This is a genomic window from Acetobacterium sp., from assembly GCF_030652775.1.
Classification (GTDB): Bacteria; Bacillota; Clostridia; order Eubacteriales; family Eubacteriaceae; genus Acetobacterium.
Window position 1 is genome coordinate 51,448 of sequence record NZ_JAUSPS010000030.1, and the last position, 25,464, is coordinate 76,911.

At 42.3% G+C, this 25,464-nt stretch carries 23 protein-coding genes; 4 read left to right on the top strand and 19 right to left on the bottom strand.

All coding sequences use genetic code 11. The features are described from left to right. The first annotated feature begins 167 nt into the window (after nucleotides 1–167). Genes Q7J41_RS05390 through Q7J41_RS05400 form a run of 3 tightly spaced genes read left to right on the top strand, consistent with a single transcriptional unit; the run spans nucleotide 168 to nucleotide 1,442 of the window. Nucleotides 168–365 (top strand): helix-turn-helix transcriptional regulator, encoded by a 198-nt coding sequence (locus tag Q7J41_RS05390; protein WP_370650986.1) that lies wholly within the window; start codon nucleotides 168–170, stop codon nucleotides 363–365. Between the two features lie 4 nt (nucleotides 366–369). After that, nucleotides 370–1,113 (top strand): DUF3169 family protein, encoded by a 744-nt coding sequence (locus tag Q7J41_RS05395; protein ID WP_304885972.1) that lies wholly within the window; start codon nucleotides 370–372, stop codon nucleotides 1,111–1,113. Between the two features lie 26 nt (nucleotides 1,114–1,139). Then, on the top strand, nucleotides 1,140–1,442 hold the full coding sequence (locus Q7J41_RS05400; protein ID WP_304885973.1) for a hypothetical protein: 303 nt from the start codon (nucleotides 1,140–1,142) through the stop codon (nucleotides 1,440–1,442). A gap of 162 nt (nucleotides 1,443–1,604) precedes the next feature. Here Q7J41_RS05400 and Q7J41_RS05405 read toward each other — a convergent pair whose 3' ends face one another. From Q7J41_RS05405 to Q7J41_RS05470, 14 genes are all read right to left on the bottom strand, one after another. After that, nucleotides 1,605–5,111 carry a molybdopterin-dependent oxidoreductase gene (locus Q7J41_RS05405; protein ID WP_304885974.1) on the bottom strand — a complete coding sequence of 1,169 codons (3,507 nt, stop codon included), beginning with the start codon at nucleotides 5,109–5,111 and terminating at the stop codon, nucleotides 1,605–1,607. Nucleotides 5,112–5,125: 14 nt separating this feature from the next. Beyond that, nucleotides 5,126–6,877: an NADH-quinone oxidoreductase subunit NuoF gene (locus Q7J41_RS05410; RefSeq protein WP_304885977.1), complete on the bottom strand. Its 1,752-nt coding sequence runs from the start codon at nucleotides 6,875–6,877 to the stop codon at nucleotides 5,126–5,128. Continuing rightward, nucleotides 6,874–7,446 carry an NADH-quinone oxidoreductase subunit NuoE gene (gene nuoE / locus Q7J41_RS05415; protein WP_304885979.1) on the bottom strand — a complete coding sequence of 191 codons (573 nt, stop codon included), beginning with the start codon at nucleotides 7,444–7,446 and terminating at the stop codon, nucleotides 6,874–6,876. Before nuoE ends, Q7J41_RS05410 begins: the two co-directional genes overlap by 4 nt. Before the next feature lie 476 nt (nucleotides 7,447–7,922). Then, nucleotides 7,923–9,080 (bottom strand): iron-containing alcohol dehydrogenase, encoded by a 1,158-nt coding sequence (locus tag Q7J41_RS05420; protein WP_370650983.1) that lies wholly within the window; start codon nucleotides 9,078–9,080, stop codon nucleotides 7,923–7,925. 572 nt (nucleotides 9,081–9,652) lie between these two features. After that, on the bottom strand, nucleotides 9,653–10,150 hold the full coding sequence (gene ilvN / locus Q7J41_RS05425) for an acetolactate synthase small subunit (protein WP_304885981.1): 498 nt from the start codon (nucleotides 10,148–10,150) through the stop codon (nucleotides 9,653–9,655). Between the two features lie 11 nt (nucleotides 10,151–10,161). Next, complete coding sequence (ilvB, locus tag Q7J41_RS05430) at nucleotides 10,162–11,805, bottom strand: biosynthetic-type acetolactate synthase large subunit (RefSeq protein WP_370650987.1); 1,644 nt, start codon at nucleotides 11,803–11,805, stop codon at nucleotides 10,162–10,164. A 111-nt stretch (nucleotides 11,806–11,916) separates the two neighbouring features. Further along, nucleotides 11,917–13,092, bottom strand: a complete 1,176-nt coding sequence (locus tag Q7J41_RS05435) for a DUF362 domain-containing protein (protein WP_304885983.1) — start codon at nucleotides 13,090–13,092, stop codon at nucleotides 11,917–11,919. Then, nucleotides 13,082–13,921: a S1 RNA-binding domain-containing protein gene (locus Q7J41_RS05440; protein WP_304885986.1), complete on the bottom strand. Its 840-nt coding sequence runs from the start codon at nucleotides 13,919–13,921 to the stop codon at nucleotides 13,082–13,084. Before Q7J41_RS05440 ends, Q7J41_RS05435 begins: the two co-directional genes overlap by 11 nt. 73 nt (nucleotides 13,922–13,994) lie before the next feature. Continuing rightward, the gene (locus Q7J41_RS05445; protein ID WP_304885989.1) at nucleotides 13,995–14,423 is read right to left on the bottom strand and encodes a hypothetical protein; all 429 of its coding nucleotides are present in this window, start codon (nucleotides 14,421–14,423) and stop codon (nucleotides 13,995–13,997) included. A gap of 14 nt (nucleotides 14,424–14,437) precedes the next feature. Beyond that, nucleotides 14,438–14,935: a pantetheine-phosphate adenylyltransferase gene (gene coaD, locus Q7J41_RS05450; RefSeq protein ID WP_304885991.1), complete on the bottom strand. Its 498-nt coding sequence runs from the start codon at nucleotides 14,933–14,935 to the stop codon at nucleotides 14,438–14,440. Beyond that, the gene (gene rsmD, locus Q7J41_RS05455) at nucleotides 14,898–15,494 is read right to left on the bottom strand and encodes a 16S rRNA (guanine(966)-N(2))-methyltransferase RsmD (protein ID WP_304885993.1); all 597 of its coding nucleotides are present in this window, start codon (nucleotides 15,492–15,494) and stop codon (nucleotides 14,898–14,900) included. The genes coaD and rsmD overlap by 38 nt, the downstream gene beginning before the upstream one ends. Before the next feature lie 8 nt (nucleotides 15,495–15,502). Beyond that, complete coding sequence (gene recG, locus Q7J41_RS05460; protein ID WP_304885995.1) at nucleotides 15,503–17,542, bottom strand: ATP-dependent DNA helicase RecG; 2,040 nt, start codon at nucleotides 17,540–17,542, stop codon at nucleotides 15,503–15,505. A gap of 44 nt (nucleotides 17,543–17,586) precedes the next feature. After that, entirely contained in the window at nucleotides 17,587–19,200 is a 1,614-nt protein-coding gene (locus tag Q7J41_RS05465; RefSeq protein WP_304885996.1) for a DAK2 domain-containing protein, read from the bottom strand. A gap of 12 nt (nucleotides 19,201–19,212) precedes the next feature. After that, nucleotides 19,213–19,557, bottom strand: a complete 345-nt coding sequence (locus Q7J41_RS05470) for an Asp23/Gls24 family envelope stress response protein (protein ID WP_304885998.1) — start codon at nucleotides 19,555–19,557, stop codon at nucleotides 19,213–19,215. Between the two features lie 138 nt (nucleotides 19,558–19,695). Between Q7J41_RS05470 and rpmB the strand changes: the two genes are divergently transcribed. Next, complete coding sequence (gene rpmB, locus Q7J41_RS05475; RefSeq protein ID WP_304886000.1) at nucleotides 19,696–19,884, top strand: 50S ribosomal protein L28; 189 nt, start codon at nucleotides 19,696–19,698, stop codon at nucleotides 19,882–19,884. 170 nt (nucleotides 19,885–20,054) lie between these two features. Here the strand turns inward: rpmB and Q7J41_RS05480 are convergent, their stop codons facing one another. From Q7J41_RS05480 to rlmN, 5 genes are all read right to left on the bottom strand, one after another. Continuing rightward, on the bottom strand, nucleotides 20,055–20,690 hold the full coding sequence (locus tag Q7J41_RS05480; protein WP_304886002.1) for a thiamine diphosphokinase: 636 nt from the start codon (nucleotides 20,688–20,690) through the stop codon (nucleotides 20,055–20,057). Then, nucleotides 20,687–21,577 carry a ribosome small subunit-dependent GTPase A gene (rsgA, locus tag Q7J41_RS05485; protein ID WP_304886004.1) on the bottom strand — a complete coding sequence of 297 codons (891 nt, stop codon included), beginning with the start codon at nucleotides 21,575–21,577 and terminating at the stop codon, nucleotides 20,687–20,689. The genes Q7J41_RS05480 and rsgA overlap by 4 nt, the downstream gene beginning before the upstream one ends. Nucleotides 21,578–21,769: 192 nt before the next feature. Further along, nucleotides 21,770–23,689 carry a Stk1 family PASTA domain-containing Ser/Thr kinase gene (gene pknB, locus Q7J41_RS05490; protein ID WP_304886006.1) on the bottom strand — a complete coding sequence of 640 codons (1,920 nt, stop codon included), beginning with the start codon at nucleotides 23,687–23,689 and terminating at the stop codon, nucleotides 21,770–21,772. Then, nucleotides 23,679–24,425 (bottom strand): Stp1/IreP family PP2C-type Ser/Thr phosphatase, encoded by a 747-nt coding sequence (locus tag Q7J41_RS05495; RefSeq protein WP_304886008.1) that lies wholly within the window; start codon nucleotides 24,423–24,425, stop codon nucleotides 23,679–23,681. The genes pknB and Q7J41_RS05495 overlap by 11 nt, the downstream gene beginning before the upstream one ends. Next, entirely contained in the window at nucleotides 24,422–25,453 is a 1,032-nt protein-coding gene (rlmN, locus tag Q7J41_RS05500; RefSeq protein WP_304886010.1) for a 23S rRNA (adenine(2503)-C(2))-methyltransferase RlmN, read from the bottom strand. Before rlmN ends, Q7J41_RS05495 begins: the two co-directional genes overlap by 4 nt. Between the last annotated feature and the right edge of the window lie 11 nt (nucleotides 25,454–25,464).

Sequence of the window (25,464 nt, forward strand, 5' to 3'; positions counted from 1 at the left end):
TAGTTATTATATCAAAAGTATTGAGAATTGAACATTGAATAAATTTAAAAGCTACCCTTGACAACAATCATTGTCAGAGTTATAATGCATTTGACAATGATTGTTGTCATAATGACAATTTTTATTGACAAATTAAAATACTAGGCTCTGGAGGTGCCATTGTGGGATTGGAAAACCGTTTAAAAGAATATCGGGCTCGAGATAATCTGAATCAGTCAGATCTGGGCAAGCTGGTTGGTGCATCCCGGCAAACCATCAGTCTGATTGAACGGGGCGATTATTCACCCTCTGTTATTCTGGCACTAAAAATTGCTAAAATTTTTGGAACAACCGTTGAAGAACTATTTTTATATGAAGAGGAGTAAACTCATGAAAAAACTAAATCCAACAATCAAATTTTTTATTGTCCTGGTTATATCCGCATTTATCGGTGGACTGTTGGGAGGCAGTATTATCCACGGTGAGGATGCCATTATCCAAAGTCTGATTAATTTTCAGAATTTTATGATCAATAATAATTTATTAATCCAGTCATCTGTTTTTGGTCTCTGCGCACTGATTATTCTAATTCTCTATATTTCTGCCAACCTTAAATTAAAACATTTAGACGAAAATGATGATCTGCTGTTTGATCAGATCGACCATCAACTGGGGTTTTTAATTCCTTTTATTTCAGTTACGATGATTTTTGGATTCTGTTTATTCGGCGTCACGGTTACCAATTCCATGGAAGATTTTAAACTCCTCGGCCTCATTATCTTTCTGGTAAATATGGCCTTCACCTTGATTATGACAATACTTTCCATAAAATTGACCAAAGTTTTATACCCTGATAAAAAAGGCAATCCACTCGATTTTAATTTTGACAAAGAATGGCTTAAAAGCTGTGATGAAGCCGAAAAATTTGTGATTTACAAGGCTTCCTATCGGTGCTATCAGCTGATGAATTTTGTTTACTGTGGCGTCGTTACCCTTTGTCTGCTCATTTCCATTGCCGTTAATATTGGTATCTTTCCCTATTTACTGATTGGCTTTTTATGGATAACTCAAACCCTCGTTTACTCGATCGCAGCCAATCGATTTCAGCATGGACAGTTGGACAATGTTCAATAATTTTATTTTAATAGGAGCTGTGAAAAATGAAGAAAATTTTAGAAAAAGCCCAAAGTGAAGGTTGGATCTATCTTGAACAAGGTCTTGTTTGTGGAAATCGGATGGAGTTTGAAAAAAACGATAAGCGGATTGGTATCACTCTTAATCCGGCTTCCTATCAACTAACAAACATGTCGCCAACACAAATGAAAACTGTGATGGAAGCTGACACTTTATATTCAGGAAATGATCCCATTGTAACTAAAATACGAAACCTGTCCTTTGAAGATCAAACCAATCTAACTGGTGTCGCCCGAGAGATTTTTTTACTGATTTGCGAAGAAGACTAACACACCCTACCTTATCCCAATTTTAGTTTTTGATTATTCAATCTAAAAAAAGTACCGTTTTGATATCTACTATCAAAACGGTACTTTTTGTATTAAAGAAATAGTTAGTAATTGTGATTTCTATGATCATTCAACTTTTGGAACTGCCAAACTACCGGGAATTTAATGTTTTATAACCTTGTTCAATTCCCCCTGAATCTCATTCATCAGATAATCGGTATACGGAATCTCGGTAAAGAGACGTCCATCGGTATATGGTTTGAGTTCTATGCTGGCTGTTTCGTTTTTCTGGCTGTTAAGGATTTCTCCCACGTTGACATCTTTAAACGCCATACAGGTTTCTCCAATAACATTTAAAATCTCATCCGGACAAGCCGATCCCAGATCTGCTGAGAGAATATCCGCAATCGCCTGAGCCATTATCAGATTCCCTATTTCCAGTGGGTTATCCACGGCTTTTTTTACCTTGAGCAACCGTCCTTCAGTATTCACAAAGGTGCCATCGACTTCCGGGAAGGCCAGTGCTGGTAACACCACATCAGCTTTTTCTGCTGCAGCCGACAGGTGGGTATCCTGGACCATCAAAAATTCATACCCACTTAGATCGGCATTAGGATCTTCACCAAAGAGCAACAGGACTTTGGTGTCTGTCAGAACAGCTGCGGTATTGGTTACACCCAGGGCGTTTAATCCCATGCTGTTGTTCTTGACGGCGACTCTGAAAATACCGCTGCGTTTGCCATCAGCTTTGCCTAGCAGTCCGAGGATGTCACCAACTAGCGTTGACGCTTCTTTGGTGACATACTTGTCACCCATAACGACTACCAGATTTTTGGCATTAATCAGGCCTTCACCAATGATCTTAGCTTCGTCGCAGAGTTCAAAATCTGCCAGGGAAGTTTTTAATGCGTCCAGATTGTTGAGGTCGCCTTTGCGGTTGCTGTTTTCCAGGACATATTTGGTAATTTCGCCCAGGAACTCCAGATCTTCACATTCAGTGATAAACTCATCAGCGATATGATCATAACCGTTTTCCAGATGGTTAATGACAAAGATATTAGCACCATTTTTTGATGCCTGTGTCAGTTTGTATTTGACAATGGGGTTATTTACGGGCAGCATCCCTAGTACCAGAATAGTATCAGCGGTCACTATTGCATTCATGTCGCCAACCGTATAGTTGCCCTGGAGAACCTTGTCTTCACCCCGTTCGCAATTAGAAAAACTAAAGGTTTCAGCTCTCAGCACTTCGGCCAGCCTGGTGAAGGTATAGATTTCCTCATTGGTATACTTGGGTGAGATGCCCATCTTTACGGCTTCGGCACCATAACGGGCAGCAATGCTCTGGGATTTCTTGGCAATCATCACAAACGCATCATACCAACTGGCTTCTGTCAGTTCACCCTGATTATTTCTTATCAGCGGGCTGGTCAGTCGGTCACCCCACTGAACCAGATTGGTGCCAAAGCGCCCCCGACCACACATAACGCCTTGATTGATGTCCTGGTGGTTTTTCTGAGGAACGGCTTTGATCACCGTATCACCCTTCGATTCGATGATAATCTGACAACCAGCCGAACAATAGCCGCAGGTTGATTCGGTTTTGTCCGTATTCAGGGGAATCTGTTTAATCCCTGTGAGCCCTTCTCTTAAGGCGCCGGTGGGACAGACGGAGATACATAGCCCACAGCTGACACAACCGGTATCTTTCAGCGGCTGACGCAGCGCTGGTTCCACAATCGTTTCAAAGCCACGGTCAACCAGACCCAGTGCCGATACGCCGACGATGTCTTCACAGACCCGGACACAGAGACCACAGGTAATGCACTTGCTGTTATCCCGGATGACAAAGGGGTGGTCGTCCTGGATTTTGGCTTCGGGGTTCTTGCCTTTGAAGCGTTCGGGTTTAACGTCATATTCGTTGGCATAAGCAACCAGTTTACATTCAAAGTAATCCTGACAGCCGCATTCGAGACAGCGTTTCCCTTCTTCCACAGCCTGGAGAGGGCTGTAACCTTCCATTACTTCGAGGAAGTTATTATTACGGGCGTCTGGGGCCAGATGGGTCATCACCGGACGTTTATTTTTCTTGATGCTTTCGAGATAATCCTGATCCACCGCTTCCCGGATCACAAAGTAGGGTTCGTGATAGGAAATGGTTTCACCTTTCAGGTAGCCTTCAATAAAAGGTACGGCTTTTTTAGCATCGCCAACGGCTTTAATAACAATGGAGGCACCACTGTTGATGCAATCTCCGCCAGCAAAGACGCCATCGAGATTGGTTCTAAAGGTCTGTTCATCGGCCAGAACGGTGTTCCATTTGGTCAGTTCTAATCCATCCAATCCCTTAGGGTTGATCCCCTGGCCAATGGCCAGAATCAGGGTATCGATATCAAGGATCTCTTCTTCCCCATCGATGGGTACTGGTGATCGGCGCCCGCTGGCATCGGGTTCGCCGAGAGCCATTTTTTGAAGCCTTATTTTGACGATCTGTCCGTCATCACCCTTAATGACTTCAATCGGATTGGTCAGGTTTTTAAAAATAACGCCTTCTTCTTCGGCTTCGATGATTTCAATTTCTTCCGCTGGCATTTCAGCTTTGGTGCGGCGGTAGATATTATAGACTTCTTTGGCGCCGAGTCGCAGGGCGGTTCGACAGGCGTCCATGGCGGTATTGCCACCACCGACGATGGCGACTTTTTCGCCGAGAGTGATCGGTTCGTTATTAGCTACCTGTTGTAGCAGTTCGATCCCGCCGATGACGCCTTTGGCGTCAATACCTTCGCAACGCAGTCCAGAGCTTGTCCAGGCGCCTAGGGCGACATAGACGGCGTCATGGTTTTGGCGGATGGTTTCAAAGGGGATATCGACGCCGACCCGGGTATTGTTTTTAAAGACGACACCCATCTCTTCGATCAGTCCCACTTCTTCATCCACAACCCCTTTGGGTAACCGGTATTCGGGAATCCCGTACCGCAGCATCCCGCCCATTTTAGGCATGGCGTCATAAATAGTAACGGCATGGCCAGATTGGATCAGGTAGTAGGCGGCAGTGAGTCCACCAGGACCGCCGCCGATGATGCCAATGGATTTATCGGTGGCTTTTGCTATTTCCGGCATAAACATCTCATGGGTCATATCAAAGTCAGCCGCAAAACGTTTCAGCCAGGCGATCGAAATCGGTTCATCGACTTCGCTGCGACGGCAGGCATCTTCACAGGGATGCGGACAGACCCGGCCAATCGCCCCGGGCAGAGGTAATTGTTCTTTGATCAGTTTTAAGGCTTCGGCAAATTCGCCGTTGGCGATTAAGCCAACGTAGCCCTGACAGTCGGTGGTCCCAGGGCAAGCCCGTTTACAAGGGGCGACACAATCGCCGATGTGTTTGGAAAGTAGTAACTCCAGATTTGTTTTGCGGGATTCAATCACCCGGGGAGTCTTAGTGTTCACCACCATGTTGTCGGTAATTTCAGTGGCACAGGCTTTTAAAATCTTGGGGATGCCGGCAACCTCCACCACGCAGAGTCCACAGGATCCATAAATCTCCAGTCGTTCGTCATAGCACAGAGTGGGAATATCAATTGCATTTTCCCGGGCTACTTCTAAAATGGTTTGTCCGGGATTACCGGTTACTTCTTTTCCATCGATGTTCATTTTATATTGTTTCATTCTCCCACTCCTTTCTAGTCAATGATGACGGAATCAAATTTACAGACAGAGAAACATTTGCCGCACTTGATGCAGGTGTCCTGATTGATATCATGGACTTTTTTCTTTTCACCGGCAATGGCGTCGACGGGACAGTTCTTCTTACAGGCTCCGCAGCCTACGCATTTTTCGACATCAATGGTGTAGGTCAGCAACGGCTTGCAGCTTTTGGCGGTGCATTTTTTATGATAAATATGATCTTCATATTCGTTTCGGAAATATTTGATGGTGGTCAGCACCGGATTAGGCGCAGTCTGACCGAGACCGCACATGGAACCGTCTTTGATCTTGTAACAGAGTTCTTCTAACAGTTCGATGTCACCATCCTGTCCTTTACCATGAGTAATCCGATTGAGGATTTCCAGCATTCGGGTGGTGCCGACACGGCAATAGGTACATTTTCCGCAGGATTCTTTACAGGTAAAGTCCAGGAAGAACCGCGCCATGTCCACCATACAGGTGGTTTCGTCCATGACAACCATCCCACCGGAGCCCATGATCGCCCCAGTTTTGGTGATTTCAGCATAGTCGATCTGGGTGTCGAGTAGACTGGCCGGAATACATCCGCCAGATGGCCCGCCCATTTGTACGGCTTTAAAGGCTTTATCCTGTTTAATGCCACCACCGATATCGAAAATAACATCATGCAAAGTCAGTCCCATGGGGATCTCCACCAAACCGCCTTTTTTCACCTTACCGGTGAGGGCAAAGACTTTGGTGCCTTTGCTTTCTTTCGTTCCCAGAGCCGCATATGCGTCACCACCGTTACGGAAGATCCAGGGTACGTTAGCAAAGGTTTCGACGTTGTTGATGTTAGTCGGTTTATTCCAGTAACCTTTTTGCGCCGGGAAGGGTGGTTTTAACCGCGGCATTCCCCGTTCCCCTTCCAGGGATGCAATCAGAGCCGTTTCTTCACCGCAGACAAAAGCTCCAGCACCGGCTTTAATCCGCAGATCAAAGTCAAATCCGGTTTCAAAGAGGTTGTGTCCCAGGAAGCCTTTTTTCCGCGCTTGATCGATGGCGTTCTGCAAACGAACAATCGCCAACGGGTATTCAGCCCGGACATAGATAACCCCTTCGTTGGCACCGATGGCTTTGGCGCCAATCAGCATCCCTTCAATCAGGGCATGGGGATCGCTTTCAAGAACGGATCGATCCATAAAGGCACCGGGATCGCCTTCGTCGGCGTTACAGACCATATATTTGGTTTTACCGGGGGATTTTTTAGCGGCATCCCATTTGAACCAGGTCGGGAATCCGGCGCCACCCCGGCCTTTTAAACCGGCAATTTTGATGGTTTCGATTATTTCTTCCGGGGTCAGTTCGGTGAGACATTTTTTAGCAGCGAGGTAACCGTCAACAGCCAGATAGTCTTCAATTCGTTCAGGATCAATGATACCGGAATTCCTAAGAACAATCCGTTTCTGTTTACCAATCATGGTAATGTCAGATTCTGATATCTGCAACTCTTTCAGTTCATTCTCGCCAAGGACATAATCCTCAATGATGCGTCGGGTATCGTCAGCGGTGACATTAACGAAGGTTATCTTCTTTCCGCCATCGTCAACCACGTCAACAATTGGTTCCAGGTAACAGGTGCCAATGCACCCGGTTTTTTCAACACTTAGATCCAGGCCTTTTTCGGCGATTATTTCTTCAAATGCATTCTGAACTTTATGGGCACCGGCGGCAATCCCACAACTTCCTTCTCCGATTACGATTTTCATGCCGTCACCTCCTGTGAGACTGTCTCAGAAACGGTAGCTTCATTGTTAACGGCTTCTTTCAGCTCAGCTAGAATATGGGTCACTTTGTCTTTGGTCAGCTGACCATAAGTGTCGTCGTTGATCATCATCACTGGGGATAAGCTGCAACAACCCAGACAGGCCACGTTGTTTAATGTAAACAGTCCATCAGGAGTGGTCTCTCCTTCTTTGATCTCAAGAAAGTCCATCACGGCTTCTTCGATCATTTTTGAACCGTTGACGTGACAGGCCGTTCCCTGACATAGCATAATCAGATATTTCCCAACGGGTTCAAACCTGAACTGGGTATAAAAGGTAGCAACCCCGTAAACCTTGGCAATGCTGTTATGGGTTTCGATGGCAATATAGCGCATCAGTTCGATGGATAAAAATCCATAAAGTTCTTGAGCTTTCTGCAGGACAGTAATTAAACTACCAGGAATGTCGGCGTAGTGGTCCAGTACTGGGTTCAGTTCCACAAAGGGATTTGGTTGTTCTCCGTGACAGCCGCAGTCGCATCCATGTCCATGTTCTTGTTTTTCTTGACTCATATAAGACTCCTTTCAGGTTCAACTAATAATTGGCATTAGTAGAACACTAATGCCTGTAATAAAACGTTTTTTTTGAATAAAATACTCCCAACTGACTGCGGAAAATTCAGATTTGAAAACTATTAGCGATCAGGAGTATACATGGATAGTTTACCATATTTACCAATAGTTAAAAGCAAAAAAAAGAAAAAAGAATGAAATTTATATTAAATTAATTTCTTGGTTGCGGTGTCAAACTTAATATCTGATTATTCTTATTAAATTGATGAAAATCCTCGTGTCAATTGGAACATTGACAGCTCGACTAGAATTTTTATGCGGGTCATCCGTTCCCAAGCGCAACATTTTTTTCCGGCTTGTGCTTCGGTACGAATAACCCGCAATTGTAATTCTATCAATATTATTTAAACATCGTTTGATAATTACTTTTTTTTAATAACTTTCATTAAATAGCTTTCATTACATTGTTTTTTTAACTAAATTTCTAAGGCTGACTTTCCATAATAAGCACATTCATAAATTTTTCTGACATCTTCTGGCGATGACTTTCTTGGATTCGTCAATGTGCACGGATCTTCAAAAGCATTTTTACTCATTCTGTCAAGCACTTCAAGGTATTCTTTTTCATTAATTTCAACTTCATCTACTTCTTTAAGTGTTAGTGGAATGTTTAGTTGTTGATTTAAGTCTTGAATTGCAACCGTTAAGTTTTCAATTCCTAATTGTTTTTCTAATTCTGCTACTTTGTTGGTTGATTTTCTATTGTAATCAATAATATACGGCATTAATATTGCGTTTGCAAGGCCGTGAGTGATCCCAAATTCGCCGCCAATTTTATGTGCCAGACTATGAATAAGACCGAGGGAAGCATTTGTAAATGCCATCCCGGCAAGTGCTGAGGCATTATGCATATCTTCTCTGGCTTTGATATCACTTGGTTCGTTATATGCCACCGGCAATTGTTTTAACACCAATCGAATGGCTTCATAAGCTAATGGATCTGTAAAACTTGTGGCTTCTGTCGAGACCCAGGCTTCCACTGCATGAGCCAAAACATCCATGCCAGTATTAGCGGTAATATGCGCTGGCATTTTTGACGGAATTACAGCATCCAATAACGCTATGTCTGGAGTCATTTCATACGACACCAATGGATATTTGATGTGATTTTGGGTATCCGTAATAACTGAGAAGGCCGTAATTTCTGAAGCTGTTCCACTTGTTGATGGCACTGCGATAAATTTTGCCTTTGTTCTCAGCTTCGGAAACTTTCCTGCGACCAAATCTTCAAATTTTGTATCAGGATATTCATAATATACCCACATTATTTTGGCAGCATCTAATGCCGATCCACCGCCAATGGCAACAATCCAGTCCGGTCCAAACTCCGCCATTTCCTTGCCGCCACGAATGACTGTTTCAATAGATGGATTTGGCTCCACACCATCAACAATAGAAACTTCCATACCCGCTTTTTCTAATTGGGCTTTTGCTTCATCCAGGAATCCATTCTTTCTCATTGAGCTTCCGCCCGTTACCAGCGTTGCTCTTTTACCTTCTAGTCCTGCCAAATATGAAAGTGCACCTTCTCCAAATACAATATCTTTCGGAACTCTAAACCAATTCAATGCCATTTTATTTCCTCCTTGAAATTTTTAATTTGTTATCCGTAAATCCTACCACTGCGTTACAACCAAATTCTGATCATTGCTTTAATTTAAACACAGTCATTGGATAAGCAAGTTTGGGATTTGTTCGTTCTTCAAAATACATCCCCTTTTGAATAACCACCTACTAGCCTATGAGTGTAATTGATTACACCTTTAAGCATCATCACATTTAAACTGTGCTCTGCAAGTTCACCCCTTCCTCTTGAAATTCATGGTAACACCGATTTTATCATTTATCAACGAAACCTTTACTATCATTACATATCTATTTTGTTGAGGTAACATATCATATTTAATATCCCTCTAAACTAATTCTTTCAAAAATCAGGATATCTTTTCTTTAAACGATTACGATATCCGCCGATCCGCGTCCTTATGCCATATTGATGCGGTCACACCAAAATGCGATGGGAGCCATCCAAGTTTCAACTATGTAATTAATGAACATCAAAAAGACCCTTTGAAAAAAATCTTCAAAAGGTCTTCGTTTTATTATGAAGTTAGCGTTTAAATCGAATCTCACAGCGGCAGACTATTTAGACTGATAGAATTTTTCCACCCCGTTGTAAACCAGTGTCTCCCGATCGGACAAATTCTAAAATTCCATAAGGTTCAACCATTTCAAAGAAGCCTTCAATTTTGTACCGGGTACCGGTAATTTCGATGACCAGACTTTCTCTGGATACATCAACAATATTAGCCCGAAACATATTTGCAATCTCAACAATCTGAGATCGGGTTGTATCATCTGCCTTCACCTTAATAAAGACCAACTCTCTGATAATGGATTCATCGGTTTTGAGTTCAATAACCGTAATCACATCAATGAGTTTATTTAACTGCTTCTTTATTTGGGTTAAGATTTGATCATCTCCGGTAACCGTGATGGTAATCCGGGAAAGCTCAGCATTCTCGGTGGTCCCTACTGTCAGGCTGTCAATATTATAACCACGTCTTGCAAAAAGACCAGAAATGCGGCTTAATACTCCAAAATTATTCTCTACCAATAATGATAAACAGGTTTTTTTTTCCATAATCACTCTCCCTAAATCCTTATGAAATCAGGATGAACCTGGCATTGAATCAAGGTCGGACCCTGGTGTTTAATTGCTTCCGGGAGTACCTTGTTAAAGTCGGCGTTTTTATCAACCTTATAACTTTTTATGCCATAGGCTTCGGCCAGTTTCATAAAATCAATATCAAAATTAATATCTGTTCCACTGTAATGTCCTTTTCCATAGGTATCAAACTGTAGTTGCCGCACCATCCCCAATTTGGTGTTAGTAATCAAAATGATGTTAACATTCAGCTGATGTTCAGCAATGACTCCCAGCTCACCCATACTCATCTGAAAACTACCATCTCCGCAGACGATGAAAATTTCCTTGGGTTTGTCTAAGGTTGCGAATGAAGCACCGCAGGCTGCCGGAATGCTGTAACCCATGGTTCCCAATCCGCCGGAAGTAAAATATCTTCGATTCTTAATAATCCGGTAATACAAAGCAGACCAGATCTGATTCAAACCAACATCACCAACAACCGTCGTATTATCCGCAGTCATCTCGGACATATCTCTAAATAACACCTTGGGATTAATCAGATCGCTGCATGGCGGATCGGCATCGTATACCAGGGGGTTGTCAAGACGAATGGTTTCTATTTCGGCCAACCAGGTCGCATGATCGGTGATGGTATCTTTTGGGATCAGCTCGGCTAAAACAGTTTTGGCGTCCCCTACAATGGGGATGCTCGTCTCCATGTTTTTGCCAATTTCCGCCGGATCAATGTCAATATGAACAAAATCTGTATCTTTTTCGAATTTAGTCAGATGGGATGTGGCTCGATTGGACATCCGAGCACCAATATTAATGATTAAATCGGCTCCATTCATCACCACGTTGGAATATTTATAGCCATGGCTGCCAACAATACCACAATATAAGGGATGATCTTCCGGGAAAGCACCAATCCCCATCAACGAGGTAATCACCGGAATGTTATTTTTCTCCGCAAAAGTAAGCAGCTCCTTTTGGGCATTTCCCAGAACTATACCACCGCCGGCATAAATAATCGGTTTTTCCGCTTCTTTAATTTTTTTGATAGCCCGTTTGATCTGGCCGCTGTGGCCATTCAAATTTGGTTTATACCCCATAATGTCAACTTTGTCATAGGTCAGCCCGGTTTTAACATTTTCCAACTGAACATCTCTGGGAATATCGACCAGAACCGGTCCCGGACGACCTGTTGAAGCAATATGAAAAGCTTCTCTGATGATTCTGGGGATATCTGCCGCATTTTGAACCAAATAACTGTGTTTTGTAAAGGGAGCGGTTGCACCGGTGATATCTGCCTCCTGGAAGGCATCTGTTCCGATAAGTGCCCGATCCACCTGGCCGGTAATGGCGACAATTGGAATTGAATCAAGGTAAGCGGTTGCAATACCGGTTACCAGATTGGTTGCGCCAGGTCCTGATGTTGCTAAACATACGCCAACACGCCCAGATTCTCTGGCATATCCACTCGCATAATGCGGTGCCGTCTGCTCGTTTCGCACTAAAATATGTTTGATCGGAGATGTTCTAAATGCTTCATAGAGAGGCAGCAGGGCACCTCCCGGATAACCAAACACAAACTCAACATTTTCTCGTTCGAGACATTTTAAAATTAATTTCGATGCTAACAGTGGAATCACTCCCTTTTTAAGTATTTCGAATTATCATATTAAAATTTAAGCATTTTGTCAATGACTTTTTTCCCTCTGGACGAAGAGATTTTTGTATGGAAGCACCTGAAAGTCAAGTTAACTATTTTTATAAATGGTCAGTTTTCCCAGTAGCGGGGTTTTGACTGAAATTGCGCCGACCGGACACATTTCCTGACAGCAATAGCAGCGAATGCAACGATTATAGAAATACAAAGGATATTTTCTCCGTTTTCGTTTTACAATGCGGATGGCCTTGTTCTCAACTGGACAGCTCGCTTCGCAGACTCCGCAACCGATGCATTTTTCCTTATCAACCACTGGTTTCTGAATTATAAAATCCTGAATCGGTTTTAATGCTGAAAGGGTAGACGGTTCACTTTCATGAACGGGAATCCGAACCACATCAAAGTCAGGATTGTAAAACTTTTCGAGTGGCTCCCCCAGGATTTCAATGTTTTCTTCTGTCCAATATCCCAGTTCCATTTCTTCGCCATAGGTAATCGTTGGAATGAAGGTGGGATCCAGATTAATCATTCTGGCAAAGGTCGCATCCAGCGCAACGGGATCCTCCGATACCAGCAATACCTTCATTGGCACGGGTTTTCCCGATGCCGGGCCGTTACCTTCCATGGCAACAATTCCATCCATCACAAAAAGTCTCAGTTTGGGAATGAGATAACGGTTTAAATCCACCAGCATTTTTGAAAAGCTTCTGACATTTGGATAATGAGCATGGGACATCCCCTTATTTAAACCATAAACACAACCGAATTGGTTTTTGATGGCTCCGGTGATGCGAGTTAGACCATGGGTCTTCATTTTTGAAAGACTGATAATGGCATCACTCTCTAAAACCCCCTGGGCGATATCAAATTTTTTGGTTCCGATACCCAGAAAGAAATCCATCTGCTGACCGTGACTGAATTCTTTTAGAGGTATCTCATACTTTGCCGCAATGGCAGCGAGACCGCTTTCTTTAGCGGCTCCAGACGGTGAGCCAAAGCCTGGCGAGTCCCCATAGGAAAGGCGGCGGCAATCCGCTTCCTGTAGCAGCCTGATCATCGCTTCAAATACTGCCGGATGGGTGGTAATGCCAGCGTCTGGAGTTTTTCCTCTAAGCAAATTGGGTTTGAGTAAAATCCGCTCTTGTCCGTTTACGAATTGCCCGATCCCGCCGAGGAGATCGACGGCCGCTTTCAATTTTTCATAAACCAGTTCATTGTCATAGGATTCACAACCCATAATAACAACTCGCGATTTTTTATTTTCCATTTTTCTCAATGCCTCTCTCCGTTATTCTGATTTTTTTCTCTTTTAATAATTTACCCACAGCGCGCTTAAAAGAACTCTTACTCATATCAAATTCTTTTTTTATTACAAACGCATCGGTTTTATCATTATATGGTAAGAAACCTTGACTTTCATTTAATTTCGTCAGAATAACAACGGCATCTTTAGGAATTTCTTTGTAAGCCTTTTTATTGGGACTCAAGACCAGCTTGCCATCATTCCGGATTTCAGATACTCGGGCATGGACTTTTTCGCCGCAATGAATGTCTGAGTTTGCATCTTTGGTCAGAATCAATCCGTGATACAGATTATCAATGGCCACAAAGGCGCCAATTTCGGGATTGATCTGATATACGTAACCTTCAATCCAATCACCCATCTTGTAGGGTGCGCCGACTTTCAGCAGTGGGTAGATCTTCATGGTTGCACATAAGCGATCACTTTTATCAGTATACAGATTTACCAGGTACTCCCGGCCTTTTTGTACCTTGACGGTTTGCTCGTTATATGGCAATAACAGATCTTTCTCCAGTCCCCAATCAAGAAAGGCACCAACCTTGGTAACATCCGCAACCTTAAGCGCTGCGAATTCGCCAACTTGAATTTTCGGTTCCCGGGTTGTCGATATCAACCGATCCTTAGAATCCCGGTAAATAAATACTTCGATTTGATCACCCGCCCGGGAATTCTTTGCCACTTCTTTCTCTGGTAACAAAACCACGTCAGTTGTATCAAATCCATCCGATAAATATGCGCCAATGGGTGTAATCCGTTCGATGGTCAGTGTTTGTACTTTTCCTATTTCTATCATTTTTTTACCTCTTTTATTTTAGTAGCTAGGCATAAAAAAGGCCGTGTTCATCACACAACCCTCATTTTACCAATTATTTCATGTTTTTTAATTCTCGTCGATTCTGTTCAATTTGATCGTTCATTTCTTTTAGTTGTATCTGAAAACTATAGAGCAGCTTGTCTGCATAGTTTTGCGTTCCTGTTTTTAAAGTCTTCGCACTCATGTTTGCATTTCGCATAATCTCATTAGCATTGGCAGTGGCGTTTTTAGTTATTTCATTGGTGTCGATTAATTCTCTCAGCCGTTTTTCTGCCTCTGCTTTAATATGGTCTGCTTCACTTTGGGCGGCAAAAATAATTTTTTTCCGTTCTGCTACGATTTTTTTTGCTTCTGCCAGTTCTTCTGGTAATGAATCTCTGATTTCATCAATGATCTCTATAACTTCTTCAGGATTTACTAACGCTTTAGATGAAAAGGGAAGCGTGTTTCCTTTTTCCACGACTTCTTCTAATTCTGCCAATAAGTCAAGTACCCTCATTTCATACATCCTTCCTCATACTTCTTTTGTATCGCTTTTTCTACGTTTTTAGGGAGATAATCGGAAACATCTCCCTGATATTTAACAAGCTCTTTTACTAAAGTCGAGCTTAAATAAGAGTGCTTATTGCTCGTTATCATAAAAAATGTTTCAATCTCATTATCAAGATGCTTATTGGTTAATGCCATTTGAAATTCATATTCAAAATCCAAAAAAGCCCGAAGCCCCTTGACAATGATATTGGTATTTCTCAGTCTGACATAATCGATCAGAAGTCCGTTATAAAAATCAACCTCAACATTTTCGATTCCAGAAAGAACATCCTTAATCAACTCCACCCGTTCCTCACAGGTAAAAAGATAATTTTTGGTGCTGTTAACCATCACGCAAACGATCACCTTATCGAATATTTTTGTTGCTCTTTCAATCATATCAAGATGACCTTTTGTTATGGGATCAAAACTCCCGGGGTAAACTGCAATTTTTGTGCTCATAATTCTCCCTAGAATAATAACTAATTGTCGTGATACCGTATTTTTTTGACTTGTAACACGTTAATTTATTTTTTACTAATGGCATTATAACAGATTTTTCTGTTTCTATCACTAATTTTCCATTTTCCGAAAGAATTTCTTTTTCGGAAATGATTTCTAGTAATTGATAAATCTCATCGACCTGACAATAAGGCGGATCCATAAAGATAATATCACACTGAACCTTATTGTGCGCCAGCATTTCTACTCCGCTACGGGCAGACTGGTTAAACACCCGGGTGCGATTTTCATAACCCAGAAGGCTGATGTTTTTTTTTGTTGTTTGAATACTCTCGTTGGAGAGATCAAAAAAATATCCCAACGCCACGCCCCGGCTCAGAGCTTCCAGGCCCATAGCGCCAGTTCCCGAAAATAAGTCCGCAAATACGGCGGCCGCCCTTATTTCATTCTGGAGGCTATTAAAAATTGCCCCCTTGATTTTGTCAGCGGTTGGTCGGATCCGGTCCCCAGTGATGGACACCAATTTTTTACCACGCTTTTCGCCGGCAATTATTCGCATTTTTCCTCCTAATTAAATGATATATCAGCTATATCGATATAAAATGATTTTAGCACGTCATGTCGAAAGGTCATCATTTCCTGATTATGGGATTCAAAAATGACCTCGGCAATTTCTTTGGTTCGTTTAATCAAGGCCAATTCTTCGGTGGGATTAAGCAAACCGAGCTTCGGCAAGCCATGCTGTTTAAAACCAAAATAATCCCCTGGCCCCCGTAATTTAAAATCCTCATCAGCAATCTTTCGGCCATTGCGATTGTTCACAATTACCCTCATCCGAGCCAGGGTATCCGCACTTTTGGAATTGGTAACCAGAAAACAAAACGACTGATGGTTTCCCCGTCCTACCCGACCGCGCAACTGATGGAGCTGGGATAGTCCGAATCGTTCGGCACTGAGAATCACCATTGCGCTGACATTGGGCACGTCGATACCAACCTCAATAATACTGGTTGCGACCAGACAATCGATCTCGCCCTGGTTGAATTCCTGGATGATTGATTCTTTAGCCTCGCTTTTTAAACGACCATGGAGGCATGCCATCCGATATTTAGGATCAATTTTTTGCAATAGTTCCAAATACACCGATTCCGTATCGCGAACCTCTTCCAGTTCTTCGGACGCCTCGATAAATGGGCAAATCACAAAGGTCTGCCGGCCTTTTGACATTTGCTCCTGAACAAAGCCCAGAATTTTATGCAGTGAGGCTTCATTATAACAGTAGGTTTTAATCGGTTTCCGGCCTTTGGGCAGTTCATCGATATAAGAAACTGACAAATCCCCATACAGTATCAGAGCCAGAGTTCGGGGAATCGGCGTGGCGCTCATAACCATGGTGTGGGGTTGGTTTCCCTTTAATGATAACTGGCTCCGCTGCTTAACCCCAAATCGATGCTGTTCATCAGTGATCACCAGCCCCAGATTATAATAATCCACCGCCTGTTGGATCAGGGCATGGGTCCCGATAATCACCGATACCTGACCCTGCGCAACCCGCTCAAGAATCTCGCGTTTTTCTTTGACTTTCAGACTACCGGTCACCACGGCCACAGTAATGCCGGTATTTTTTAACAGCTCTTTAAAGCTGCGGCCATGCTGCTGAGCCAATATCTCGGTGGGAGCCATATAAGCGGTCTGATAGCCATTTTGTGCCATCAGACAGGCTGCAATTACCGCAATAACGGTTTTCCCGGAACCGACATCACCTTGAACCAGCCGATTCATGACCTGGCCACTTTTCAAATCAGCAATGACGTCATCAATCACCAATCGCTGGCTGGCGGTCAGATCATAGGGTAAGCTGTTGATAAAAGGTTCTAACCCCGCAAATAAATTAATGTCAATATCTGAGTACCTTTTTTCCCGAGCCCCTGACATGATCCCCATATTTATTTTCAGGGCTTCATTAAATTTGAGCCGTTTTATTCCCTGAATCACATCCTCTGCCTTTTGGGGAAAATGAATGACCTTTAAGGCTCTTTTCATGTCCAGCAATTTTTCAGCTAAACGGATCTCTTCCGGCATCGCATCCAGAACGTCCAGCTCGGCGGCAAAAATTTGACTCAAGGTTTTGGGGATGACACTGCCGGGGATCCCCTGAATATTCCGGTAAACCGGTGTCAACTCAAAAAAATTACCGGGATTACTGGCGATCACAAACTGTGGATTGGTGATCTTTGTTCCGTTATAGGCTTTTTTAACCTTGCCATAAAAATAATAATCCTGATTCTCCTGGAAGCTGCTTTTTAAATAAGGCTGATTAAAAAATACCGCCGATATTTTTTTTTCTTCCCATAACAGCGGCACTGTGAAAATCGAGAGATTTCCCCGAATCCGATTGAGTCGACCGCTATTTAAAACAGTGGCTTTGATCGAAATTTCCTGATCCTCAAAAAATTGTTCCGGGTTTCCAAAAACACTGCGATCAATGTATTTTCTGGGATAGTAGGACAATAGGTTCCCGACTGTTTTAATCCCGGCCTTGGCCAAGGCTTCACGCCGCTTGGGTCCAACACCTTTTATTTTTTCCAGTGAATCTTCCCATTTCATGGTTTTTCCTCGTGTTTATCTTGTGAATAAATTTCGATTTAAGGCTACTCCACTGACACAATGTAATAGTACAGGGGTTGTCCGCCATAATGCATTTCTACATCGCATTCTTCAAAACTATCGGCCAGTTCCTCGGCCAGGGTATTGGCATCTTCTTCGGAAACATCTTTTCCGTAATAAATCGAGATCAGCTCACTATCCTCGTCGACCATATCACTGAGCAGTTCTTCGGTAACCGCCTTAATACTTTTTCCGGTGAACTTGATTTCGCCCCCGGTAATACCGATGACATTGGATTTCTTAATTTTCAAGCCATTAATTTTCGTGTCTCTGACAGCGTAGGTCACTTCCCCGGTTGCCACATGATTAATGGCTTCCGACATTGCTGACGCATTCTCTGCTGGCACAGTTTCCGGCGAAAAAGCCAGCATCGCCGCAATACATTGGGGAATATTTTTGGAAGCGATCACATGAACTTGCTTATCAGATATTTCACTGGCCTGTTTGGCGGCCATAATAATATTGCTGTTGTTAGGAAAAATAAAAATGGTTTCCGCATTCAATTTATCTACTTCATTTAAAAAATCCTGGGTGCTGGGATTCATCGTCTGACCGCCTGAAATAACTCGGGTCACACCAAGGTCTTTAAAGAGTTTCGTTAATCCATCGCCCGGCGAAACTGCAATAAACCCATAGGGTATCTGAGCCTCATCGGCTTCGGTTCCCTTGGCTGCAAATTGTTCCCGCATATTGTCTATTTTGATGCGGATTAAACTACCAAGACTGCCAGCCCGTTCCAATGCCAACCCAGGATTATCGGTATGTAGATGAACCTTGACGATGGCATCATCTTTAACAACAACAATGCTGTCTCCAAGGGTGTCTAAATAACCTCTTAGTTCACCCTCATCTACTTCTTCAGCTTCCTGAATAATAAACTCAGTACAATAACCAAAGGTAATGTCTTCAGGTTTCATATGGGAGTCGTCGACAAACTTATCAAGGTTGCTTGGTTTGATCTCCAGCTCCACTCCTAATTCTTCGTTAAGTAGTGCCTTAAGAGCTCCTTCAACAATACAAATCAGACCCTGCCCACCGGCATCAACTACGCCCGCTTCTTTTAATACCGGAAGCATCTCCGGGGTCTTTTCCAATGTGACCTTACCATGGGCAATGACATCTGCAATGAAACTTTCCAGGTTGTCATAAGCGTTGTATTTCGCCATGGCAAACTCACCCATTTCCCGGGCAACCGTGAGAATCGTTCCTTCGGTGGGTTTCATCACCGCCTTATAAGCGACATCTGATGCCAGTTTTAAAGCACCAGCCAATGTTGGGATATCAAGATTTTCCTGGGCTTTGCAACCTTCGGCAAACCCTCTTAGCAACTGCGAGAGAATTACCCCTGAATTCCCCCGAGCACCAATCAAAGCGCCTGATGAGGCCGACTTGGCCACACTGTAGACATTCAGTTTTTCAATTTTATCAAATTCTGAAACCGAATGACTAAATGTAAGTGACATATTCGTTCCGGTATCACCATCCGGCACTGGAAAAACATTAAGTTCATCCACAATTCGTTTGTTGATTTCTAGATTTTTCGCCCCATAACGAAACATTTTTATGAGCATTTCACCGTCAACTGTCTGGGTTTTCATACTGTCCTCCATTTACACACGCACGCTGACTACATTCACAGAGATACGTTTCACTTTTAATGATGTTTCCTTTTCCACCCGGTATTTTACATTGGAAATGATATTTTCAGCAACAACCGATATTTTTATCGCATACTCGACAATGACATAAAGATCAATCACTAATCGATCATCTTCGATAATTACACCCACTCCCTTATTTGCCTGATCACCTGAAAGAATTTCGATCAGACCGTCTTTTCCGCGTTTGTGAGCCATTCCCACCAATCCATAGCATTCCATTGCGGCGTTTCCGGCAATATCTGCAATCGCTTTTCGGGTAATATCAATATATCCTAACTCATTATTTACTTTCATCGAATTGCTCCTTTTATTTTTATTTCTCTATTTTACATAATAAATCCTGCTAAGTCAAAATTTCTATTGCTTTATTTTTAATTCTCATGATATAATACACCTTGTTTTATAAAAGGTAAGCGTAAGGGAGGTTATGTCATGGCTAAAGAATGTTTTGTATGTAAAAAAACCGTTGTTAGTGGCAACCAGGTTAGTCATTCAAATAAACACAGTAAACGAGTTTGGAAACCCAATTTGCAAAGAGTTAAAGTTGTAATTGAAGGCACACCACAACGAATTAGTGTTTGTACACGTTGTTTGAGATCCGGTAAAGTCGAAAGAGCTTAGTTCTCTTTTATCTACGGAACCATCGTTGAAGAGTCTTTAAATAGACTCTTTTTTCTTGTGTCAAAACAAACTGCCAGGCGAGTGTTTTACTCGTTTGGCAGTTGTCCGACACCAATTAAAAAAGCAACTCTCTGATCATCCTATTTTCAGTAAATCCTTCTCAGTTCTCTTTAATCTTCTGGCGTATCCATCAGCAGCATCCCCTTTTTAAAAGCAATGTGCTGTCTGTTTTCGTTTGTCACGTTGCTGATGCCATATGGTTTGTCGATCGTCATTTGTCCCTCATTAATGGGATACTCAAATCCAGTAATCGTCAGTCCTTCAACAGCTCCGCAAATCGGCAATAGTGATACAATCGTACCAATCGGAAAGTGAAATGTTGTTGTTTTCGCAATTAGCCGAATGTGATTGTTTTCATTAACCATTTCAGCATCGATCCCAACATCCACGAACCGTTTCAGCAAATAGATATTACCAAGACTATGGTCTATCCGGGAACCTATACCGCCAAGAATGATTACCTTATCGGCCCCCATTTTTATAGCATGGGTAATCGCCAGTTCGGTATCTGTTTCATCTTTTTTTGATGGATAAGACTCATATTTTACGGCTTTAAAAAACGCCCTGGTTTCAGCGGTAATTGAATCCATATCACCAATAATAATATTTGGTATGAGATTAAGTTCTCTGGCGTAGTTTGCTCCACCATCAGCACAAATCAGATAGTCGGCCTTGATATCTTTTAAATATTCCTCATAAAAAACTTTATTCTTGTACTCACCATTTGTAAAAATGATCACCTTCATCGGTATTGATCCTTTTTAATTTCATCCAGCAAACTTAAATAATGTTCATATCGGACGGCACTTATTTCTCCTGCCGCTACTGATTTCTTAACATCACAGCCAGGCTCTTCATTATGAAGACAGCTCTTAAAGCGACACTCGCCGCGGGAGAATTCTGGAAAATATTCCCGCAATTCCTCCGGTTTGATCATTTCCGAAATCTGATACGAAGAAAACCCCGGGGTATCCAGCAGGTAACCACCATTCTTGGTATCCAGTAACTCGACATGACGGGTCGTATGTTTCCCTCTTTTTAATTTCTGACTCAGGGCACCGGTCTCCATGGTTTGATCAGCACATAAATAGTTAGCCATGGTCGATTTGCCAACGCCTGACGGACCTGCCATAAAAGCCGTTTTACCACCTATTTCGGCGATAATCTTATCCATCGTATCGGTATCGTTCTTGCTGAAAAAAAACAGTTTATATGGGGTTTTTTCGTAGATTTCTCTAATCGCCATCTCCTCAGCCGAACTTGTTAAATCCCGTTTTGTAAAACAAACAACTGGAATAACATTTTGAATTTCTGAGCTGATTAGAAGCATATCCAACAGCAATAGATTCGGTTTCGGATTTGTCATTGAAAAAACAATGAGCCCAATATCGACATTAGCTACAGGCGGTCTTAAAAAAATATTTTTTCGGGGTAGAATTGACTCAATCATCCATTCTCCGGGATTATCCGATTGAATCAGCACTTCATCACCAACGGTGGGAATAATTTTCTGGTGTCTTAACACGCCTCTTGCCTTACATTCTAGCACATCATTATCCCGATCAGTTTTTACATAATAAAATCCGCCAATACCCTTAATAATTTTTCCTGGCACTTGTTCGTTTGATATCAATATTAATCCTCCTCTTTTAAATAATAAATTCTTTCTGATATCGCAATCGCAATACCTTTTGTAAATTAAATACGGGTTTCTATAAACAATTGAAACATCGTTCCAGTCGAACCTTTCAAGGAAATGTACGAATTGAATGCTTAATTGTTATATAAACCCGTAAATATCATTTAAATCTTTAATCAACCATTATCAAAAATCAATGTAACCAGTTCCAACACTGGACCCATCGATAAATACCTCATAGTTTTCTCGGCCAATGCCTTCGACATTCACCGAGAACACATCGTCTGACATATTTGTGCCTTCATAAATCACTGTCTCGGTTTTATCAGAGGCGGTTAAAACAACCTTGACCTTAACTGATTTTGATGGATTTTTGTCAATATATTCACTTAAATCAATGGTTAATTTCTGGGTTGATTTCTTACCGCTGCTGACCACAATCGCTACTTCTGAACCTTTTGCAACCTGATTACCATCAGCGGGAGACTGTTTCATAACCATGCCTTTGGAATAATCAGCGCTGGTCTCATGGGTGATCGCCCCGACTGTCAACTCAGCATTTGCAATGGTGCTTTTGGCATCAGCTTCAGTTTGACCGATTACGCTTGGCACGGTGATCAGATCTTCGCCCTTACTAACATAAATTGTTACCTTGGTTCCCTCATTGGCGGTCGTATTGGCATTGGGATTCATTTGAAAGACAATATCGGCACTATAGTTGCTGTTATACTCTCTTTTTATTTCACCGACCACAAAATTAGCGGTTTCAATGGCTTTAACTGCTTCTGTTTCACTTAAGCCAATAACAGAGGGCACGGTTCCGGTCTTAACACCCTTACTGACCGTAACTTTGACGGTTTTTCCACTTTGAAGTTCTTGCCCACTTTCCGGATTTTGCGTAATGATCAGCCCTGCTTCAACCTCTGCGTTATAAACTTCTTTTTCAACTTCCAGAACCAGATCCAGTTTCTCCAGCGCTGTTTTAGCTTCTGCCGTCGTTTTACCTTTAATATCCGGTACTTGCACCGTCTTTCCCGAAAAGAAAGCGTATGCCATAACGCCCATAGCCAGGATGGCCACCGCTGCAAAAACCGAAATAAGAATGATCTTGCGCTTCTTTTTCCTGGCGGCTGTTTCTTTTGGTGTTTCATAATAATATTCGTCATCGTCCTCTTCTTCGTCGGGACGAACAGTGGCGTGACTGCCAGTATTTTCGACATGAAAAAGACCTTCCCGAATAATGTGGGTATCATTACTGAGATGATTGCCATCCCCGGCAGCAAAACTCGTATTTTCCAATACTGCTTCAAGATCTTCCATCAGTTCATCCGTATTCTGATATCGCTCGTCCGGTTTTTTCTGAGTCAGTTTAACAACAATCTGATTGACCCGTTCTGGTATTTTTGGTTCCAGCATCTTGGGTGGGACAATCTCTTCCTGAATGTGTTTAATGGCGATGGTAACCGTGTTTTCTTCATCAAAGGGAAGCTTCCCGGTTAGTAATTCATAGTATAAAATCCCCAGCGAATAGAGATCTGAACGTTCATCGACAAATCCACCCTTGGCCTGTTCCGGTGAAATATAGTGAACCGAGCCCATCGTTTGATTGGTCATGGTGACGGTTGAACTGGTAATCGCCCGGGCGATTCCAAAATCTGCCACCTTAGGAACCAGATCCCTGGTTAACAGGATATTATGGGGTTTTATGTCCCGATGAATAATTTTGTTTTCGTGGGCACAGCGCAAGGCATTGGATATATCCATCACAAATCGAGTCGCTTCGGTGTAATCCAGACGCCCTTTTCTCATTAAATATTGTTTCAGGGTAATCCCATCAATATATTCCATGATGATATAATAGATATTATCCTGAACCCCGACATCATAAACACCGACTATATTAGGATGGGATAAACAGGCAACGGCCTGGGATTCCCGATCAAATTTTTTAATGAACTGTTCATTCTCGGTATATTCTTCACGCAGTACTTTGACTGCCACATAACGATTCAGCTTTAAATCCCGAGCTTTATAAACATAGGCCATACCACCTCGTCCAATCAGCTCCACTATTTCGTATCGTTTTCCTAAAGTTCTACTGAGCATTAGGCACTCCTTCCAGAGGCTTGAATAGGACAACGGTTATATTATCCTTGCCTCCGTTTATGTTTGCTAGATCGATGAGTTTTTTAGCTGCATCTTCCAGACTATTTTCCAAAATAATGGTCTTCATATCCTGATCGCAAACCATATTAAAAAGGCCATCCGAACAGATAAGATAGATTGCTTCCGGATTGATCTGATAACGGTAAAAATCAACATTCACGGAATTATCGGTTCCCAACGCCCGAGTTATTACATTTTTTTGAGGATGTATTTCTGCTTCCTCCTGGGTTATTTTTCCTTCATCAACGAGGATCTGCACGAGCGAGTGGTCTTTCGTCATGCGGATGATTTCGTCCGCTGTGATGCTATAGGTGCGGCTGTCACCGACATGACAAATACATAAATAATTCCCGTCAACGATACACATGGTTAAGGTGGTTGCCATGCCCAAACGTGCGGGTTCATCATCACCAATTTTTTTAAGCTCTAAGTTAATAGATTTTACAAACGACATCATTTCTTCAGGATCAAAATAATTCTTTATCCCTGATAAATTGTTCTTGATAAAGTCCACCGCCGTTTTACTTGCTATTTCGCCGCTGCGATGTCCTCCCAATCCGTCAGCCACTGCAAAAACATAAGAAATACGATCAACGTTTTTTATGGTTGCTGCCAAGTAGGCATCTTGATTTACCTTTCTCAGTGATCCAACGTTGGATCCATAGGCACATTTCATAAACTCACCTTATCCTCATCTCTTTTTTTTCGAAGCTGACCACATGCCGCATCAATTTCTCTTCCCATTTTGCGTCTCATCGTAACATTAATTCCGTGCTTTTCCAGCTCCCCCAGAAAATAACTCAATCGCAGGCTCTCTTTATAAGCGGTTTCCTGGATCTCATTCAAACCAATCAGATTCAAATGGTTTTGACTTCCTTTTAAAAGTTTGATCAATCCGGCTATATCTTCGTCACGATCATTATAACCGTCAATTAGTGCATATTCATAAGTAATCCGTCTTCCCGTCTTTTTAAAATAAGCTTTACAGGCATCCATCAACGACTCAAAATCATAGCGGTTTGCGATCGGCATTAACATTTTTCGACGTTCTGAAAAAACCGAATGAAGCGATATGGCAAGGTTAATCTGGAGATTTTCTTCAGCTAAAGCCTCAATTCCCGGAATGATTCCACAAGTGGAAAGACTGATTTTTCGCTGTCCGATTCCAAAGCCTGTATTGGCGATACGAATAAATTTGATCACTTCATCATAATTATCAAGCGGCTCGCCGATCCCCATAATCACGACATTTGAAATTCGCAGTTTTTCTTCTTTTTCCACTAAATAGATTTGAGCCAATATTTCTCCGGCGCTTAAATCTCTGATTTTTCCGCCTCTTGTGGAAGCACAGAATTTACACCCCATATTACATCCAACCTGTGTTGACACACATAACGAAGCGCCATGTTCGTAGTGCATTAACACAGCTTCAATGTATTGGTCATCTTTTAGCTTAATTAAATATTTTTTTGTACCATCATGATGATCTTCTTGTTTGGTTTCAATTCTACCATGAAACAACTCATATTGATCAGCCAAATTTTCCCTTAAACCACTGGAAAAATTGCTCATCTCACTGAATTTTTCACATCTTTTTTCGTACAGCCATTGATACAACTGTTTCCCACGATACCTGGCCTCGCCAAGGTCAGTCATGAGTCCTTCACACTCATTGATGTCTTTGCCAAAAATATTTTCCTTCATGTTTTACTCCT

Bases quoted from the DNA above. Each gene is read 5' to 3' on its own strand.
- Q7J41_RS05395 (WP_304885972.1), top strand. From the start codon at position 370: ATGAAAAAACTAAATCCAACAATCAAATTTTTTATTGTCCTGGTTATA.
- Q7J41_RS05400 (WP_304885973.1), top strand. From the start codon at position 1,140: ATGAAGAAAATTTTAGAAAAAGCCCAAAGTGAAGGTTGGATCTATCTT.
- Q7J41_RS05405 (WP_304885974.1), bottom strand. From the start codon at position 5,111: ATGAAACAATATAAAATGAACATCGATGGAAAAGAAGTAACCGGTAAT.
- Q7J41_RS05410 (WP_304885977.1), bottom strand. From the start codon at position 6,877: ATGAAAATCGTAATCGGAGAAGGAAGTTGTGGGATTGCCGCCGGTGCC.
- nuoE (WP_304885979.1), bottom strand. From the start codon at position 7,446: ATGAGTCAAGAAAAACAAGAACATGGACATGGATGCGACTGCGGCTGT.
- Q7J41_RS05420 (WP_370650983.1), bottom strand. From the start codon at position 9,080: ATGGCATTGAATTGGTTTAGAGTTCCGAAAGATATTGTATTTGGAGAA.
- ilvN (WP_304885981.1), bottom strand. From the start codon at position 10,150: ATGGAAAAAAAAACCTGTTTATCATTATTGGTAGAGAATAATTTTGGA.
- Q7J41_RS05435 (WP_304885983.1), bottom strand. From the start codon at position 13,092: ATGGAAAATAAAAAATCGCGAGTTGTTATTATGGGTTGTGAATCCTAT.
- Q7J41_RS05440 (WP_304885986.1), bottom strand. From the start codon at position 13,921: ATGATAGAAATAGGAAAAGTACAAACACTGACCATCGAACGGATTACA.
- coaD (WP_304885991.1), bottom strand. From the start codon at position 14,935: ATGAGCACAAAAATTGCAGTTTACCCCGGGAGTTTTGATCCCATAACA.
- rsmD (WP_304885993.1), bottom strand. From the start codon at position 15,494: ATGCGAATAATTGCCGGCGAAAAGCGTGGTAAAAAATTGGTGTCCATC.
- recG (WP_304885995.1), bottom strand. From the start codon at position 17,542: ATGAAATGGGAAGATTCACTGGAAAAAATAAAAGGTGTTGGACCCAAG.
- Q7J41_RS05465 (WP_304885996.1), bottom strand. From the start codon at position 19,200: ATGAAAACCCAGACAGTTGACGGTGAAATGCTCATAAAAATGTTTCGT.
- Q7J41_RS05470 (WP_304885998.1), bottom strand. From the start codon at position 19,557: ATGAAAGTAAATAATGAGTTAGGATATATTGATATTACCCGAAAAGCG.
- rpmB (WP_304886000.1), top strand. From the start codon at position 19,696: ATGGCTAAAGAATGTTTTGTATGTAAAAAAACCGTTGTTAGTGGCAAC.
- Q7J41_RS05480 (WP_304886002.1), bottom strand. From the start codon at position 20,690: ATGAAGGTGATCATTTTTACAAATGGTGAGTACAAGAATAAAGTTTTT.
- pknB (WP_304886006.1), bottom strand. From the start codon at position 23,689: ATGCTCAGTAGAACTTTAGGAAAACGATACGAAATAGTGGAGCTGATT.
- Q7J41_RS05495 (WP_304886008.1), bottom strand. From the start codon at position 24,425: ATGAAATGTGCCTATGGATCCAACGTTGGATCACTGAGAAAGGTAAAT.
- rlmN (WP_304886010.1), bottom strand. From the start codon at position 25,453: ATGAAGGAAAATATTTTTGGCAAAGACATCAATGAGTGTGAAGGACTC.